Here is a 17,441-nt window from a genome sequence, read left to right as displayed (position 1 = left end):
GGCTATTTTTCGGCGGGCTATGCCTGCAGCCTTTTTGAGTGTTGATCCGTGAGTGATTTGAGTCATATCCGCAATTTCTCCATCATCGCCCACATTGACCATGGCAAGTCGACGCTGGCCGATCGCTTCATCCAGATGTGTGGCGGCCTTGCCGAGCGCGAAATGGAAGCCCAGGTGCTGGACTCCATGGACCTGGAACGTGAACGCGGGATCACCATCAAGGCCCACAGCGTCACCCTGTATTACAAAGCCCGCGATGGCATCAACTACCAGCTGAACTTCATTGACACCCCCGGCCACGTCGACTTCACCTATGAAGTCAGCCGGTCGCTGGCGGCCTGTGAAGGTGCGTTGCTGGTGGTCGATGCCGGTCAGGGCGTCGAGGCTCAATCGGTTGCCAACTGCTACACGGCGATCGAGCAGGGCCTGGAAGTCATGCCGGTCCTGAACAAGATCGACCTGCCACAGGCCGATCCGGACCGTGTCAAAGAAGAAATCGAAAAAATCATCGGCATCGATGCCACCGACGCGGTCACGTGCAGTGCCAAGACCGGTCTGGGCGTCGATGAAGTGCTCGAGCGCCTGGTTCACACCATTCCCGCGCCGACGGGCAACATCGAAGACCCGCTGCAAGCGTTGATCATCGACTCCTGGTTCGACAACTACCTGGGTGTTGTTTCCCTGGTCCGCGTGCGCCACGGTCGTGTGAAGAAGGGCGACAAGATTCTGGTCAAGTCCACCGGCAAGATCCACCTGGTGGACAGCGTCGGTGTCTTCAATCCGAAACACACTGCCACCGTGGACCTGAAGGCCGGCGAAGTAGGCTTCATCATTGCCGGTATCAAAGACATTCACGGTGCGCCGGTGGGTGACACCCTGACCTTGAGCTCCACGCCGGACGTCGACGTGCTGCCAGGCTTCAAACGCATTCAGCCGCAGGTCTACGCCGGTCTGTTCCCGGTCAGCTCCGACGACTTCGAAGATTTCCGTGAAGCCCTGCAAAAGCTCACGCTGAACGACTCGTCCTTGCAGTACACCCCGGAAAGCTCCGACGCCCTGGGCTTCGGCTTCCGTTGCGGGTTCCTCGGCATGCTGCATATGGAGATCATCCAGGAGCGCCTGGAACGCGAGTACGACCTGGACCTGATCACCACGGCGCCGACGGTAATCTTCGAGCTGCTGCTCAAGACTGGCGAAACGATCTACGTCGACAACCCGTCGAAGCTGCCGGATATTTCTTCGATCGAAGACATGCGCGAACCGATCGTGCGGGCCAATATTCTTGTGCCGCAAGAGCATTTGGGCAACGTCATTACCCTGTGCATCGAGAAGCGTGGCATTCAGCATGACATGCTGTTCCTCGGCACCCAGGTCCAGGTGACCTACGATCTGCCGATGAACGAAGTGGTCCTCGACTTCTTCGACCGCCTGAAGTCCACCAGCCGTGGCTATGCTTCGCTGGATTACCATTTCGATCGTTACCAATCGGCTAATCTGGTGAAACTGGATGTGCTGATCAACGGCGATAAGGTCGACGCCCTGGCGTTGATCGTGCACCGTGACAATGCGCATTACAAAGGTCGCCAGCTGACCGAGAAAATGAAAGAGCTGATTCCGCGGCAGATGTTCGACGTGGCAATCCAGGCCGCCATTGGCGGGCAGATTGTGGCGCGGACAACCGTCAAGGCACTCAGAAAGAACGTATTGGCCAAATGCTACGGTGGTGACGTTAGCCGTAAGCGCAAGCTGTTGGAAAAGCAAAAGGCCGGTAAAAAACGCATGAAGCAGGTCGGTAACGTGGAAATTCCACAAGAAGCCTTCCTTGCAGTGCTCAGGTTGGATAGTTAGGTCCTATGTCACTAAATTTCCCGCTGTTGCTGGTCATCGCCGTGTTCGTCTGCGGCCTGTTGGCGTTGCTCGATCTGTTGTTCCTGGCGCCACGGCGCCGGGCTGCCATCAACTCTTATCAGGGTAGCGTCAGCCAGGCTGACATGGTGGTGGTCGAGAAACTGAACAAAGAGCCGCTGCTGGTTGAATACGGCAAGTCGTTCTTCCCGGTGTTGTTCATCGTGCTGGTGCTGCGTTCGTTCCTGGTGGAGCCATTCCAGATTCCGTCCGGCTCGATGAAACCGACTCTGGACGTCGGCGACTTCATTCTGGTGAACAAGTTTTCTTATGGGATCCGCTTGCCGGTGATCGACAAGAAAGTCATCGAAGTCGGTGATCCGCAGCGCGGTGATGTGATGGTGTTCCGCTACCCGAGCGACCCGAACGTCAACTACATCAAGCGTGTGGTGGGCCTGCCGGGCGACCAGATTCGCTACACCGCTGACAAGCGCCTGTTCGTCAACGGTGAGTCGATCGCCGAACAACTGGTCGGCTCCGAGCCGGGTACGTTGGGCAGCGCCGAGCTCTACAAGGAAAAACTCGGCGTCGCCGAGCACTTGATCCGCAAGGAAATGAGCCGCTATCGCGCAACGCCGGATCATTCGTGGACCGTGCCTGCCGGGCACTACTTCATGATGGGCGACAACCGCGACAACTCGAACGACAGTCGCTACTGGGATGATCCGAGCATTCCCAAGGATCTGCTGGGCATGGTTCCCGACAAGAATATCGTCGGCAAGGCCTTCGCAGTCTGGATGAGCTGGCCGGAACCCAAACTCAGTCACCTGCCGAATTTCTCGCGGGTTGGCCTGATCAAGTAATCACACACGGCGCTGTTGAACACAGCGCCGAATGCATTTCTGGAGTCGGCACAATCGGCGGCAGAAGCATGAAAACAACGATATTCAGGACGTTATTTTTGAACACAGCGTTAATTGTCCCAAGCCTGCGCCGCATCAAAGCCCAGGCGGTGGAATCCAACCACGAACTCAGCGTGGGTAAACCGTGAGCGTCTCCTTAAGCCGTCTAGAGCGTCAGCTCGGCTACACCTTCAAGGATCAGGAGCTGATGGTCCTGGCCCTGACTCACCGCAGCTTTGCCGGGCGCAACAACGAACGCCTGGAATTCCTCGGTGATGCCATCCTCAATTTCGTCGCTGGCGAGGCGCTGTTCGATCGCTTCCCGCTGGCCCGCGAAGGCCAGTTGTCGCGTTTGCGCGCACGCCTGGTGAAAGGTGAGACCCTGGCCGTACTGGCCCGTGGTTTCGACCTGGGCGAATACCTGCGCCTGGGCTCCGGCGAATTGAAAAGCGGTGGTTTCCGTCGTGAGTCGATTCTGGCTGATGCCCTCGAGGCGCTGATCGGTGCGATCTACCTGGACGCCGGCATGGACGTGGCGCGCGAGCGCGTGCTGGCCTGGCTGGCCGGAGAGTTCGAAGGCCTGACGCTGGTCGACACCAACAAAGATCCGAAAACCCGCCTGCAGGAATTCCTGCAGTCCCGTGGTTGTGAGCTGCCGCGTTACGAAGTGGTGGATATCCAGGGCGAACCACATTGCCGGACGTTCTTCGTCGAATGTGAAATCATCTTACTGAATGAAAAAAGCCGAGGTCAGGGTGTGAGTCGTCGTATTGCCGAACAGGTAGCGGCCGCCGCAGCACTGATTGCCCTGGGTGTGGAGAATGGCAATGACTGATTCAACCGCAACTCGCTGTGGCTATGTTGCCATCGTCGGCCGTCCCAACGTGGGCAAGTCCACGCTGCTGAACCACATTCTGGGTCAGAAACTGGCGATCACCTCGCGCAAGCCTCAGACCACCCGTCACAACATGCTCGGCATCAAGACCGAAGGCGCCGTTCAAGCGATTTACGTCGACACACCGGGCATGCACAAGGGCGGCGAAAAGGCCCTGAACCGTTACATGAACAAGACCGCTTCGGCGGCGTTGAAAGACGTCGATGTAGTGATCTTCGTGGTTGACCGCACCAAGTGGACCGACGAAGACCAGATGGTCCTCGAGCGCGTCCAGTATGTGACCGGCCCGCTGATCGTGGCGCTGAACAAGACCGACCGCATCGAAGACAAATCCGAGCTGATGCCGCACCTGACCTGGTTGCAGGAACAGTTGCCGAACGCGCAGATCATGCCGATCTCGGCCCAGCACGGGCACAACCTCGACACGCTGGAGCGAGTGATCGCCGAGCACCTGCCGGAAAACGATCACTTCTTCCCGGAAGACCAGATCACCGACCGCAGCAGCCGCTTCCTCGCCGCAGAACTGGTGCGCGAGAAAATCATGCGCCAGTTGGGCGCCGAGCTGCCGTACCAGATCACCGTGGAAATCGAAGAGTTCAAGCAGCAAGGCAAAACCCTGCACATTCATGCCTTGATCCTTGTCGAGCGTGACGGCCAGAAGAAAATCATCATTGGTGACAAGGGCGAGCGCATCAAGCGCATCGGCACCGAGGCGCGCAAGGACATGGAGCTGCTGTTCGACTCCAAGATCATGCTTAACCTCTGGGTCAAAGTGAAAGGCGGCTGGTCCGATGACGAGCGCGCCCTGCGTTCGCTGGGTTACGGCGACCTGTAAACCCGGTCTGCGCTGCACCGTAGAACCTTGTGGGAGCGGGCTTGCCCGCGATGAGGATGTAACATTCAGCAGAGATGTTGAATGTAAGTCCGCCATCGCGGGCAAGCCCGCTCCCACATTGGTTTTGGTTGTTTGTAGAACTGCGCTCTTTCATTGAGAACTGCGATTTCCATGTCGACCACCGCGCCAATCGGCCAACCCGCCTACGTGCTCCACTCCCGCGCCTACCGCGAAAGCAGTGCGTTGGTGGATTTCCTTACGCCGCAAGGTCGGTTGCGGGCGGTGTTGCGTAGCGCACGGGGCAAGGCCGGGACGTTGGCGCGGCCGTTCGTGCCGCTGGAAGTCGAGTTTCGGGGGCGGGGTGAACTGAAAAATGTCGGCCGCATGGAAAGCGCCGGTGTTTCCACCTGGCTCAACGGCGAGGCGCTGTTCAGCGGGCTCTATCTCAACGAATTGCTGATTCGCCTGCTGCCCGCCGAAGACCCGCATCCCGCCGTCTTCGATCACTACGCCGCGACCTTGCTCGCCCTGGCCGAAGGCCGTCCGCTGGAGCCGTTGCTGCGCTCCTTCGAATGGCGTCTGCTCGACGACCTCGGTTATGGCTTTGCCCTGAACGCCGACATCCACGGCGACCCCATCGCACCGGACGGCCTCTATCGGTTGCAAGTGGATGCAGGCCTGGAGAGGGTCTATCTGTTGCAGCCGGGCCTGTTCAATGGCGCCGAACTGTTGGCCATGGCTGACGCCGACTGGTCCGCGCCCGGTGCGCTGTCCGCCGCCAAGCGTTTGATGCGTCAGGCATTGGCCGTTCATCTGGGTGGTCGTCCTCTAGTCAGTCGCGAGTTGTTTCGAAAGCCGTAGTCTCCCCGTATGCTGTGCACCGAATCTTTAAACTCAGGAGCGCTTCCGTGACCACCAGCAATCGCATTCTTCTTGGCGTGAACATCGACCACGTTGCCACCCTGCGTCAGGCCCGGGGTACTCGCTACCCGGATCCGGTCAAGGCAGCGCTGGACGCGGAAGAGGCGGGCGCTGACGGTATCACCGTGCACCTGCGCGAAGACCGTCGGCACATCCAGGAGCGCGATGTGCTGCTGCTCAAGGACGTGCTGCAAACCCGCATGAACTTCGAAATGGGCGTCACCGAAGAAATGATGGCGTTCGCCGAGCGCATCCGCCCGGCACACATTTGCCTGGTCCCGGAAACCCGTCAGGAGCTGACCACTGAAGGCGGTCTGGATGTGGCGGGGCAGGAGGCGCGGATCAAGGCGGCGGTGGATCGCCTGGCGAAGATCGGCTGTGAAGTGTCGCTGTTCATCGACGCTGACGAGCGGCAGATCGAAGCGTCCCGCCGTGTCGGGGCGCCGGCCATTGAATTGCACACCGGGCGTTATGCGGACGCCGAGACGCCAACCGACGTCGCCGAAGAGCTCAAGCGCGTGGCGGATGGCGTGGCATTCGGTCTGGCCCAGGGCCTCATCGTCAACGCGGGCCACGGTCTGCACTATCACAACGTCGAAGCGGTTGCGGCGATCAAAGGCATCAACGAACTGAACATCGGCCATGCGTTGGTGGCCCATGCGTTGTTCGTCGGGTTCAAGTCGGCTGTATCGGAAATGAAGGCGCTGATTCTGGCGGCTGCGTTGAAAGGCTAGATCGGCGGCGCTGCCTTCGCGGGCAAGCCACGCTCCCACAGGTCCGAGTTGAACGACAGTTGAATATTCGACGCGGACCTGTGGGAGCGTGGCTTGCCCGCGATGGCGTCTTTGAAGGCAGCAAAGACTTAAAGCGGCGGGGTTTCCTGGCTTGGCTTGGTCTTGTCGACCCCCGGCACGTGCAGGTTGCCTTCAGCGACCTGATTGCCTTCAAGCTGCGGCTGCGTGACCCACGTCAGGATGTCGTAGTAGCGACGGATGTTCGCCACGAAATGCACCGGCTCGCCGCCACGGGCGTAGCCATAACGGGTTTTGCTGAACCACTTTTTCTCGGACAGACGCGGCAGGATCTTCTTCACGTCCAGCCACTTGTCCGGGTTCAGTCCTTCCTTGGCCGCCAGTTTGCGCGCGTCATCCAGATGACCGCTGCCGACGTTGTAGGCCGCCAGTGCAAACCATGTGCGATCTGGCTCCTGGATCGACTCATCCAACTGATCCTTCATGTAGGCGAGGTACTTGGCGCCACCCATGATGCTTTGTTTAGGGTCCAGTCGGTTGGAGACGCCCATGGCCTGCGCCGTGTTCTGGGTCAGCATCATCAGGCCGCGCACGCCGGTCTTCGACGTGACGGCCGCTTGCCACAGCGACTCCTGATAACCGATCGCCGCCAGCAGGCGCCAGTCGACTTTCTCTTTCTTGGCGTACGCCTTGAAATGCTGTTCGTATTTAGGCAAGCGTTGCTGCAAGTGTTGGGCGAAGGTGGTGGCGCCCATGTAGCCCAGTACGTCGACATGCCCGTAATAGCGGTCTTTGAGACGTTGCAAGGTGCCGTTTTTCTTCACCTTGTCGAGGTAGGCATTGATCTCGTTGAGCAAGCTGTTGTCGTCGCCAGCGGCCACCGCCCAGCTCTGGTTGCTGGCATCACCGAGGTCGAAGGCCACTTGTATGTTGGGGAAGTAGACCTGGTTCATCGCGACTTCATTTGAATCGACCAGGGTCAGATCGATCTGACCTTCGTCCACCATCCGCAACAGGTCGACGACTTCAACCGCGTCGGACTCTTCGTATTCGATACCGGGAAGTTTCTTTTTCAGCTCCGCCAATTGCTCGGCGTGGGTGCTGCCCTTGAGCACCATGATCTTCTTGCCCACCAGATCCTTCTCGTCTGTCGGCCGCGATTGGCCGTTGCGATAGATGATCTGCGGAGTGACCTCGAGATAGGAGTGGGAAAACCGCACCTGTTTTTTGCGTTCCTCGCTGCTGACCAGGCCGGCAGCCGCCAGCACCGGGCCATTCGGCTTGCCCACCTGATTGAACAGGTCGTCGAGGTTGTCGGCGGTTTCGATCTTGAGTTCGACCCCCAGATCGTCGGCGAAGCGCTTCACCAGCTCGTATTCGAAGCCGGTTTCACCGTTGCGATCCTGAAAGTAGGTGGCGGGACTGTTACGGGTAACCACCCGCAGCACGCCATCCTCCTTTACGCGCTCCAGCGTGTTGGGTTTATCAACACAGCCACTGAGCATCAGGAAGAGTCCGGTTGCGATCAGCCATTTGGCGTACCGCGGACGCAAAGCCGTTGGGGAAAACATTTGCGCAGTATACGCAAAGGACCACGAGCGCCATATATCGACAGCGAAGGGCTTGTCTGCTAGAGAGTCTAAAACCCGCTTGGAGCCCGCAGGAATGGGCCAGGACCGCATTTTGTGGCTGAAAAAATAACCCTCGGCACGCACCTGCTCAAGGCCCGAATACCCGGCCCGACGTTCGGGTACAGCCGCGTGTACCGTTTCGGGTGATGTCGCGGGCGGTTTAGGCTAGAATGCACGGCCTCAAAGCACACCCCTTCCCGAGGCTGTCCCGAAGATGTTGATCCTGCGCGGCGCTCCTGCCCTTTCTGCCTTTCGCCACAGCAAACTCCTTGAGCAACTGAGCCAGAAGGTTCCAGCTGTCAGCGGCTTGTATGCTGAATTCGCTCACTTCGCCGAAGTTACCGGCGTCCTGACCGGCGACGAACAGCAGGTGCTCGCGCGCCTTCTGAAGTACGGTCCTAGCGTTCCGGTACAAGAGCCCACCGGTCGTCTGTTCCTGGTGTTGCCGCGTTTCGGCACCATCTCGCCGTGGTCCAGTAAAGCCAGCGACATCGCTCGCAACTGCGGCCTGACCAAGATCCAGCGCCTGGAGCGCGGTATCGCGTTCTACGTCGCCGGCCAGTTCAGCGATGCCGAAGCGCAGCTGATCGCAGGCGCCTTGCATGACCGCATGACCCAGATCGTATTGGACAACCTTGAACAAGCCGCCGGCCTGTTCAGCCACGCCGAGCCAAAACCGCTGACCGCGATCGACGTGCTGGGCGGCGGCCGCGCCGCGCTGGAAAAAGCCAACACCGAGCTGGGCCTGGCCCTGGCCGAAGACGAAATCGACTACCTGGTCAACGCCTTCGTTGGTTTGAAGCGCAACCCGCACGACATCGAACTGATGATGTTCGCCCAGGCCAACTCCGAGCATTGCCGTCACAAGATCTTCAACGCCAGTTGGGACATCGACGGTCAGAGCCAGGAAAAAAGCCTGTTTGGCATGATCAAGAACACCTACCAGATGCACAGCGAAGGTGTTTTGTCGGCTTATAAGGACAACGCCTCGGTCATCGTCGGCTCAGTCGCCGGCCGTTTCTTCCCGGACCCTGAAACCCGCCAGTACGGCGCGGTGCAGGAGCCGGTGCACATCCTGATGAAAGTTGAAACTCACAACCACCCGACCGCGATTGCCCCGTTCCCGGGCGCATCCACCGGTTCCGGTGGCGAGATTCGCGACGAAGGCGCCACCGGACGCGGCGCCAAGCCAAAGGCTGGCCTGACCGGTTTCACCGTGTCGAACCTGCAGATCCCGGGCTTCGAACAGCCGTGGGAAGTGCCGTACGGCAAACCCGAGCGCATCGTTACCGCGCTGGACATCATGATCGAAGGTCCGTTGGGCGGCGCTGCATTCAACAATGAATTCGGTCGTCCGGCGCTGACCGGCTACTTCCGTACGTTCGAACAGTCGATCACCACGCCTCATGGCGACGAAGTTCGCGGTTACCACAAGCCGATCATGCTGGCCGGCGGTATGGGCAACATCCGTGAAGAACACGTCCAGAAAGGCGAAATCGTCGTGGGCTCCAAGCTGATCGTGCTCGGCGGCCCGGCGATGCTGATCGGTCTGGGCGGCGGCGCGGCTTCCTCCATGGCCACCGGCACCAGCTCGGCGGACCTGGACTTTGCTTCCGTACAACGTGAAAACCCGGAAATGGAACGCCGCTGCCAGGAAGTCATCGACCGTTGCTGGCAGTTGGGTGAACACAACCCGATCAGCTTCATCCACGACGTCGGCGCGGGCGGTCTGTCCAACGCCTTCCCGGAACTGGTCAACGATGGCGACCGTGGTGGCCGTTTCGAACTGCGCAACATTCCAAACGACGAGCCGGGCATGGCCCCGCACGAAATCTGGAGTAACGAATCCCAGGAGCGCTACGTTCTGGCGGTGGGGCCTGCGGACTTCGAACGCTTCCAGGCGATCTGCGAACGCGAGCGTTGCCCGTTTGCCGTGGTCGGCGAAGCCACTGCCGAGCCGCAACTGACCGTGACCGACAGCCACTTCGGCAACAGCCCGGTGGACATGCCGCTGGAAGTGCTGCTGGGTAAAGCCCCGCGCATGCACCGTTCGGTGGTTCGTGAAAACGAGCTGGGCGATGATTTCGATCCGTCGACCCTCGACATCGCCAACTGCGTCGAGCGCGTCCTGCATCACCCGGCCGTGGCCAGCAAGAGCTTCCTGATCACCATCGGCGACCGTACCATCACCGGCCTCGTGGCCCGTGATCAGATGGTCGGCCCTTGGCAGGTTCCGGTGGCCGACGTTGCCGTCACTGCGACCAGCTTCGACGTCTACACCGGTGAAGCCATGGCGATGGGCGAGCGCACTCCGCTGGCCCTGCTGGACGCTCCGGCGTCGGGCCGCATGGCCATCGGCGAAACCCTGACCAACATCGCCGCCTCGCGCATCGCCAAGATCTCCGACATCAAACTGTCGGCGAACTGGATGTCCGCCGCCGGTCACCCGGGTGAAGACGCGCGTCTGTACGACACCGTGAAAGCGGTCGGCATGGAGCTGTGCCCTGAGCTGGGCATTACCATTCCGGTGGGCAAGGATTCCATGTCCATGGCCACCCGCTGGAACGACGAAGGTGTCGATAAGGCGGTAACTTCGCCGATGTCGCTGATCGTGACCGGTTTCGCGCCAGTGGCTGACATCCGTCAGACCCTGACCCCGCAACTGCGCATGGACAAGGGCACCACCGACCTGATCCTGATCGACCTCGGTCGTGGTCAGAACCGCATGGGCGCCTCGATCCTCGCTCAGGTTCACGGCAAGCTCGGCAAACAGGCACCGGACGTCGATGACGCCGAAGACCTGAAAGCCTTCTTCGCCGTGATCCAGGGCCTCAACGCCGACGGTCACCTGCTGGCTTACCACGACCGTTCCGACGGTGGTCTGCTGACCAGCGTGGTGGAAATGGCGTTTGCCGGCCACTGCGGTCTGAGCCTGAACCTCGACGGTCTGGCAGAAACCTCCGCCGACATCGCCGCGATCCTGTTCAACGAAGAGCTGGGCGCTGTGATCCAGGTTCGCCAGGACGCCACCGCGGACATCCTCGCGCAGTTCAGCGCCGCTGGCCTGGGCGATTGCGTGTCGGTGATCGGTCAGCCGATGAACAACGGCGAGATCAGCATCACTTTCAACGGCGATACCGTATTCGAAGGTCAACGCCGTCTGTTGCAACGTCAGTGGGCTGAAACCAGCTACCAGATCCAGCGTCTGCGTGATAACGCCGACTGCGCCGAACAAGAGTTCGACGTGCTGCTGGAAGAAGACAACCCGGGCCTGAGCGTCAAGCTCAGCTACGACGTCAACCAGGACGTTGCGGCGCCTTACATCAAGAAAGGCATCCGCCCACAGGTTGCCGTGCTGCGTGAGCAGGGCGTCAACGGTCAGGTGGAAATGGCGGCCGCGTTCGACCGCGCCGGTTTTAACGCGATCGACGTGCACATGAGCGACATTCTGGCCGGCCGCGTCGACCTGAACGAGTTCAAAGGTCTGGTGGCTTGCGGCGGTTTCTCCTACGGCGACGTACTGGGTGCCGGTGAAGGCTGGGCCAAATCCGCGCTGTTCAATAGCCGCGCTCGCGATGCCTTCCAGGGCTTCTTCGAACGCACCGACAGCTTTACCCTCGGCGTGTGCAATGGTTGCCAGATGATGTCCAACCTGCACGAGCTGATCCCGGGCAGCGAGTTCTGGCCGCACTTCGTGCGTAACCGTTCCGAGCAGTTCGAAGCCCGCGTGGCCATGGTACAGATCCAGGAGTCGAACTCGATCTTCCTGCAGGGCATGGCCGGTTCGCGCATGCCGATCGCCATCGCCCACGGTGAAGGCCATGCCGAATTCGCCAGCGAAGAAGCGTTGCTGCAAGCCGATCTGTCGGGTTGCGTGGCAATGCGTTTCGTCGACAACCACGGCAAGGTCACCGAGAAGTACCCGGCCAACCCGAACGGCTCGCCGCGCGGGATCACCGGTTTGACCAGCCGCGACGGTCGCGTGACCATCATGATGCCGCATCCGGAGCGTGTGTTCCGCGCGGTGCAGAACTCGTGGCGTTCGGAAGACTGGAACGAAGACGCACCTTGGATGCGTATGTTCCGTAACGCTCGCGTCTGGGTTAACTAAGAGCAGGTGAGCCAAGCGCCATGTACAAGCTATGCTTTTTTGTTCCGGCCAGTCATGTCGAGGTGGTCAAAAGCGCTGTGTTCGCCGCCGGTGGCGGGCGGATCGGGGCTTATGATCATTGCGCCTGGCAGGTGTTTGGCTTGGGTCAGTTTCGTCCATTGGATGGCAGTCAGCCGTTCATTGGCGAGGCTGGTCAGGTCGAGCAGGTTGAGGAATGGAAGGTTGAGCTGGTGGTCAGCGATGAGTTGATTCGGGCGGTGGTGGTGGCTCTGAAAGAGAGCCATCCCTACGAAGTACCGGCATACGAGGTGTGGCGGTTGGAAGACTTCTGATTCTTCTGACTGCTGAATGAGAAACCCGCTGAAGTGATTTCAGCGGGTTTTTTGTTGTCCGGGATTTGACTGCTGTGCCTGATCTTCGATCTTTTGATCTTGGCGGCCTTCTAGCCGACCAATTTATCCCGCCACCTTCCGAGAAGAAGGCCAAAGCCAACCAGCGTCCAAGCACGATTTTCGTCATCGCCCCCAACGTCGATTCCGAAACCCTGCTGGCCCATGCCTGTGAAACCCTGGCCTCGGCGGATGTCATGGCCAGTGAGTTGGCGTTCGATCTCACCGGGCCGACATGCAATCTGGCATTAGGGATTCAGTAGATGATTTCCCTGGCGGAGTTGTCGGTGAATCGGTTGCTGGATCAGGTGTGTCCGCAGGGATAACCGGGCATGAAAAAGCCCGCTGAAGATATGATTTTCAGCGGGCTTTTTGCGGTGTGTTGCCTCGAAAAGATCGCAGCTTCTACAGAGTTTTGTGTACCTATATAGGAGCTGCCACAGGCAAGCCCTCTAGCCACAAAAGCTCTTCACGATGCTGTGAATTTTGGGGTTACGGGCGGATTTCGATCATCGTGCCGTCAGACACCAGGCCCCAGACTTCGCGCATGTCCATGTTACGCATGGCGATGCAGCCGTCGGTCCAGTCCAGCGTGTGGAACAGGTCTTCAGGGTTCTCTTCGGTGTCCGGAGTGCCATGGATCATGATCATGCCGCCAGGCTCGACACCGTCGCGCCGGGCGCGGGCAGAGTCGCTGATATTAGGGTAGGAAATGTGCATCGCCAGGTTGAAACGGTCGCTGATCTTGCGCCAGTCCACCCAGTAAAAGCCTTCGGGGGTGCGTTTATCACCTTCCATCAGTTTTGGGCCGATGGGGCGTTTGCCCAGGGAAATGCGATAGGTCTTGATCGGCTTGCCGTCGTTGATCAATTGCAATTGGTGGGCGGACTTGAGAACCAGAACTTTTTCGATGACTTTGCCGTCCAGGGTTTCCGCAACGGAAGCCTGGGAGATGGCGACGAACGACAAGCAAAACAGGGCAAGCAACCAGCGCATTGAAACGATATCCCTAGAAGTGTCGCGACTATTTTAGTTATAGATGTTTTTGCAGGAGCTGCCGAAGGCTGCAATCTTTTAGCGCTTGCAAAGAGGCCGACATTGAAATCAAGTGATGACAGCCTGAACAAGCGGCGGGATCGATTCGGACCGCACGGGGTAGACCTCGGCCCGCCGGTCAGCGAAGAAGCATTCTAAAGTACGGCCCACCGTGCGGAAAGCCAGTTCGCCCCAAGGAATGTCGGCTTCTTCGAAAAGCTGCACTTCCAGGCTCTCGGGGCCGGCGGCAAAATCCAGGTCTATCAGCTCGGCGCGAAAGAATACATGCACCTGGCTGATGTGTGGCACGTCGATCAGCGTATAGATGCTCAGGTTACGTACCCGGGCACAAGCTTCTTCGGCGGTCTCGCGAATGGCGGCCTGTTCGATGGTCTCACCGTTTTCCATGAAACCGGCGGGCAGGGTCCAGTAACCGAGCCGTGGCTCGATGGCGCGACGGCACAGCAACACCTTCGAGCCCCAGGTCGGCACGCAACCGGCCACGATATTGGGGTTCTGGTAATGAATGGTATGACAGCTGTCGCAGACAAAACGCAGGCGCGAATCGCCTTCGGGAATGCGCTGGGTCACCGGGTTGCCGCATTGACTGCAAAATTTCATGCTTGGGTTCCTGAATGCTGCGCCTATCTTGGCGTGCAGCGGTGTCGGTCGGCAAGTTGTCGTTTCGCGACATGAGGCTGTTCGGGGCTTGGGCGGCCGGTGCGATTGGTGCATGATGCAGGGTAAGGCACAGATCGAGAAGACTCATGCTGGACGAGCTACTGCACCGGGTAAGCAATCACACGCCGCGTACGCTGGAAACCGACCTGCGTTTCCCCGAAGCCGCGGTATTGGTGCCTATCACGCGCAGTGACGAACCGGAACTGGTCCTGACCCTTCGTGCCAGCGGGCTCTCGACCCATGGCGGCGAAGTTGCCTTCCCCGGCGGTCGACGAGACCCCGAAGACCCTGACCTGATTTTTACCGCCTTGCGCGAAGCCGAAGAAGAAATCGGCCTGCCACCGGGGCTGGTCGAAGTGATCGGCCCGCTGAGCCCACTGATCTCCCTGCACGGTATCAAGGTCACGCCCTATGTCGGCGTGATTCCGGATTTCGTCGAATACCTGGCCAACGATGCAGAGATCGCCGCAGTGTTCAGCGTGCCGCTGGAGTTCTTCCGCAAGGACCCGCGAGAGCACACTCACCGCATCGACTATCAGGGCCACAGTTGGTACGTGCCGAGCTACCGTTATGGCGAGTACAAGATCTGGGGGCTGACGGCAATCATGATTGTTGAGTTGATCAACTTGCTCTATGACGCGAAAATCAGCCTGCATCAACCACCCAAGAGTTTTATCAAAACCTGAAGCCATCGCGCGTATGGCGTGAATCCGGCTTTTCGCTAGTGAGCCAGCCTGGCCTTGAGGACCATAAGATGAAATACCGCCTGGGCGACGCCCGCGTCGATACCCATCCGCAGAGCTGGGTCGCACCTAATGCCGTGCTGGTGGGCAAGGTCAAACTGGAAGAGGGCGCCAACGTCTGGTTCAACGCCGTGTTGCGTGGCGACAACGAATTGATCCTGATCGGCAAGAACAGCAACGTGCAGGACGGCACCGTGATGCACACCGACATGGGCTACCCGCTAACCATTGGGACTGGTGTGACCATCGGCCATAACGCCATGCTTCACGGTTGCACAGTGGGCGATTACAGCCTGATCGGCATCAACGCGGTGATCCTCAACGGCGCGAAAATCGGCAAGAACTGCATCATCGGCGCCAATTCGCTGATCGGCGAGGGCAAGGAAATTCCGGATGGTTCACTGGTCATGGGTTCGCCGGGCAAGGTGGTGCGCGAGTTGACCGAGCTGCAAAAGAAGATGCTCGAAGCCAGCGCCGCCCACTATGTGCACAACTCGCAGCGTTATGCCCGCGATCTGGTCGAGCAGGAAGAATGAGCACCACTGAACGACCGGTCCCGTCGCCATGCGTGAGCATTTGTGCGCTGGATGAAGATGACATTTGCACCGGGTGTCAGCGCACGGTGGAAGAAATCACCCGCTGGAGCCGGATGGACAACGCAGAGCGGCGCAAGGTGTTGGGGTTGTGTCATGAGCGGGCCAAATCGAGTGGGTTGATCTGGATGTTGCCCTCCAAATCCTGAGTCATTTGGTGCTTTTGTGGCGAGGGAGCTTGCTCCCGCCGGGCTGCGAAGCAGCCCCTAAACCGACGACGTTCTAGCTGACACACCGCGTCCGCTGATTTCAGGGCCGCTTCGCAACCCAGCGGGAGCAAGCTCCCTCGCCACAGGTTATCTGTGCGCTGAAGATGGAGTACCCTGTGCACAAAATTGACAGGTACCCCACGCCCCATGCTCTTCCTGATCGCCTACATCGGCAGCGTCGTGCTGATCAATTACGCCTTTTCCACCGCCCCGCACCTGGACATTATCTGGTCGGCCTGGGGTGGTCTGGTGTTCGTGCTGCGCGACATGGTGCAAACCCGCTTCGGCCACGGTGCGATCGCGGCGATGCTGGTGGCGCTGGTGCTGTCCTACGTCACCTCCGACCCGTCCATTGCACTCGCCAGCGCCACGGGGTTTGCGGTGTCCGAGTGTATCGACTGGCTGGTGTTCAGCGTCACCCGGCGTCCGTTGCACGACCGCCTGTGGATAAGTTCGGCCCTGAGCATCCCGCTGGACACTTTCATCTTCTTCGGCATGATCGATGCGCTCACTCCGGGCGTGATCATCACTGCGCTGGGCTCGAAGTTCGCGGGCGTCACCGTGGTCTGGTTGGCCATGGCCTGGCGTCTGCGCAAACAGGCCGTCGCCAGCTGAAGCCAAACCCTCAGGTTCATGTAAAATGCCGCGCTTTCTCCCCACGGGAAGCGTGCTTCCCTCGATGATCCGCTTCTTGAGGACCTGAGATGACCCGTATCGGAACTCCATTGTCGCCAACCGCGACCCGCGTATTGCTGTGTGGCTGTGGTGAGTTGGGCAAGGAAGTGGTGATCGAGCTGCAACGCCTGGGCGTTGAAGTGATTGCCGTGGATCGCTACGCCAACGCGCCGGCCATGCAAGTCGCCCATCGCAGCCATGTGATCAACATGCTCGACGGGGCTGCCCTGCGTGCGGTGATCGAAGCCGAGAAGCCGCACTTCATCGTGCCGGAAATCGAAGCCATCGCCACCGCGACCCTGGTGGAGCTGGAGTCCGAAGGCTTCACCGTGATCCCGACCGCTCGCGCCGCACAGCTGACCATGAACCGCGAAGGCATTCGTCGTCTGGCCGCAGAAGAGCTGGACCTGCCAACGTCGCCGTACCACTTCGCCGACACCTTCGAGGATTACCGCAAGGCAGTCGAAGACCTGGGTTTCCCGTGCGTGGTCAAACCGGTCATGAGTTCCTCGGGCAAAGGCCAGAGCCTGCTGCGCAGCGTCGATGACGTGCAGAAGGCCTGGGATTACGCTCAAGAGGGTGGCCGCGCCGGTAAAGGTCGCGTGATCATCGAAGGTTTCATCGACTTTGACTACGAAATCACCCTGCTGACCGTGCGTCACGTTGGCGGCACGACGTTCTGTGCGCCTGTGGGTCACCGTCAGGAGAAGGGCGACTATCAGGAATCCTGGCAGCCACAAGCCATGAGCCCGGTTGCTCTGGCGGAATCCGAGCGCGTTGCCAAAGCCGTGACCGAAGCCTTGGGCGGCCGTGGTCTGTTTGGCGTCGAGTTGTTCATCAAGGGTGATCAAGTCTGGTTCAGCGAAGTCTCGCCGCGCCCGCATGACACCGGTCTGGTGACCCTGATTTCCCAGGACCTGTCGCAGTTTGCGCTGCACGCACGGGCGATCCTGGGCCTGCCGATTCCATTGATCCGTCAGTTCGGCCCATCGGCTTCGGCAGTGATTCTGGTGGAAGGGCAGTCGACTCAGACTGCATTCGCCAACCTGGGTGCTGCGTTGAGCGAGCCGGATACCGCGTTGCGTCTGTTCGGCAAGCCTGAGGTCAATGGCCAGCGTCGGATGGGGGTGGCGTTGGCGCGGGATGTGTCGATTGAAGCGGCTCGTGCGAAAGCGACCCGCGCTTCTCAGGCTGTTGTTGTAGAGCTCTAAACCGCGTCGCGCC

General features: G+C 59.8%; 16 protein-coding genes and 1 pseudogene. 14 read left to right on the top strand and 3 right to left on the bottom strand.

Features of this window, described 5'->3' with window-relative positions; translation table 11 throughout:
- The first annotated feature begins 48 nt into the window (after positions 1-48).
- The 6 genes from lepA (at position 49) to pdxJ (ending at position 6,132) form a co-directional block, all read left to right on the top strand.
- Positions 49-1,848 carry a translation elongation factor 4 gene (gene lepA / locus LOY38_RS24625; RefSeq protein WP_258697431.1) on the top strand — a complete coding sequence of 600 codons (1,800 nt, stop codon included), beginning with the start codon at positions 49-51 and terminating at the stop codon, positions 1,846-1,848.
- 5 nt (positions 1,849-1,853) lie between these two features.
- Positions 1,854-2,708 (top strand): signal peptidase I, encoded by an 855-nt coding sequence (gene lepB / locus LOY38_RS24620; protein ID WP_109628119.1) that lies wholly within the window; start codon positions 1,854-1,856, stop codon positions 2,706-2,708.
- 184 nt (positions 2,709-2,892) lie between these two features.
- Positions 2,893-3,582, top strand: coding sequence for a ribonuclease III (gene rnc / locus LOY38_RS24615; protein ID WP_030129801.1), 690 nt, complete (start codon positions 2,893-2,895; stop codon positions 3,580-3,582).
- Positions 3,575-4,477: a GTPase Era gene (era, locus tag LOY38_RS24610; RefSeq protein WP_150746885.1), complete on the top strand. Its 903-nt coding sequence runs from the start codon at positions 3,575-3,577 to the stop codon at positions 4,475-4,477. The genes rnc and era overlap by 8 nt, the downstream gene beginning before the upstream one ends.
- Before the next feature lie 171 nt (positions 4,478-4,648).
- The gene (gene recO, locus LOY38_RS24605; RefSeq protein ID WP_258697430.1) at positions 4,649-5,338 is read left to right on the top strand and encodes a DNA repair protein RecO; all 690 of its coding nucleotides are present in this window, start codon (positions 4,649-4,651) and stop codon (positions 5,336-5,338) included.
- A 47-nt stretch (positions 5,339-5,385) separates the two neighbouring features.
- Complete coding sequence (gene pdxJ, locus LOY38_RS24600; protein ID WP_008151581.1) at positions 5,386-6,132, top strand: pyridoxine 5'-phosphate synthase; 747 nt, start codon at positions 5,386-5,388, stop codon at positions 6,130-6,132.
- 128 nt (positions 6,133-6,260) lie between these two features.
- On the opposite strand, the gene mltF is transcribed toward pdxJ, so the two are convergent.
- Positions 6,261-7,721 (bottom strand): membrane-bound lytic murein transglycosylase MltF, encoded by a 1,461-nt coding sequence (mltF, locus tag LOY38_RS24595; RefSeq protein WP_258697429.1) that lies wholly within the window; start codon positions 7,719-7,721, stop codon positions 6,261-6,263.
- A 274-nt stretch (positions 7,722-7,995) separates the two neighbouring features.
- On the opposite strand from mltF, the gene purL reads away from it, so the two are divergent.
- The 3 genes and pseudogenes from purL to LOY38_RS24580 form a co-directional block, all read left to right on the top strand.
- Positions 7,996-11,892, top strand: a complete 3,897-nt coding sequence (gene purL / locus LOY38_RS24590; protein WP_258697428.1) for a phosphoribosylformylglycinamidine synthase — start codon at positions 7,996-7,998, stop codon at positions 11,890-11,892.
- Between the two features lie 20 nt (positions 11,893-11,912).
- On the top strand, positions 11,913-12,224 hold the full coding sequence (locus tag LOY38_RS24585) for a YqfO family protein (RefSeq protein WP_258697427.1): 312 nt from the start codon (positions 11,913-11,915) through the stop codon (positions 12,222-12,224).
- 125 nt (positions 12,225-12,349) lie between these two features.
- Positions 12,350-12,541: pseudogene (locus LOY38_RS24580) on the top strand (DUF6124 family protein); the annotation flags it as partial.
- 232 nt (positions 12,542-12,773) lie between these two features.
- On the opposite strand, the gene LOY38_RS24575 reads toward LOY38_RS24580, so the two are convergent.
- Both LOY38_RS24575 and LOY38_RS24570 read right to left on the bottom strand, forming a co-directional pair.
- Positions 12,774-13,277, bottom strand: a complete 504-nt coding sequence (locus LOY38_RS24575) for a murein L,D-transpeptidase family protein (protein WP_258697426.1) — start codon at positions 13,275-13,277, stop codon at positions 12,774-12,776.
- 108 nt (positions 13,278-13,385) lie between these two features.
- Positions 13,386-13,937 (bottom strand): NUDIX hydrolase, encoded by a 552-nt coding sequence (locus tag LOY38_RS24570; protein ID WP_258697425.1) that lies wholly within the window; start codon positions 13,935-13,937, stop codon positions 13,386-13,388.
- 146 nt (positions 13,938-14,083) lie between these two features.
- Here LOY38_RS24570 and LOY38_RS24565 point away from each other — a divergent pair, with 146 nt between their 5' ends.
- The 5 genes from LOY38_RS24565 to purT all read left to right on the top strand — a co-directional run bounded on the left by LOY38_RS24565 (position 14,084) and on the right by purT (position 17,428).
- Positions 14,084-14,683: a CoA pyrophosphatase gene (locus tag LOY38_RS24565; RefSeq protein ID WP_052966546.1), complete on the top strand. Its 600-nt coding sequence runs from the start codon at positions 14,084-14,086 to the stop codon at positions 14,681-14,683.
- A gap of 68 nt (positions 14,684-14,751) precedes the next feature.
- Positions 14,752-15,276, top strand: coding sequence for a gamma carbonic anhydrase family protein (locus tag LOY38_RS24560; protein ID WP_258697424.1), 525 nt, complete (start codon positions 14,752-14,754; stop codon positions 15,274-15,276).
- A complete protein-coding gene (locus tag LOY38_RS24555) occupies positions 15,273-15,482 on the top strand; it encodes a DUF1289 domain-containing protein (protein WP_258697423.1) in 210 nt (69 codons plus the stop codon). The genes LOY38_RS24560 and LOY38_RS24555 overlap by 4 nt, the downstream gene beginning before the upstream one ends.
- Before the next feature lie 207 nt (positions 15,483-15,689).
- Positions 15,690-16,157 carry a preQ0 transporter gene (locus LOY38_RS24550; protein WP_258697422.1) on the top strand — a complete coding sequence of 156 codons (468 nt, stop codon included), beginning with the start codon at positions 15,690-15,692 and terminating at the stop codon, positions 16,155-16,157.
- Positions 16,158-16,246: 89 nt separating this feature from the next.
- Entirely contained in the window at positions 16,247-17,428 is a 1,182-nt protein-coding gene (gene purT / locus LOY38_RS24545) for a formate-dependent phosphoribosylglycinamide formyltransferase (protein WP_258697421.1), read from the top strand.
- Positions 17,429-17,441: the final 13 nt, after the last annotated feature.

Origin of the sequence: Pseudomonas sp. B21-015 (genome assembly GCF_024749285.1) — a bacterium.
Classification (GTDB): Bacteria; Pseudomonadota; Gammaproteobacteria; order Pseudomonadales; family Pseudomonadaceae; genus Aquipseudomonas.
The sequence above is the reverse complement of the archived record's forward strand: the minus strand, read 5'-3'. Positions and strand labels throughout refer to the sequence as shown.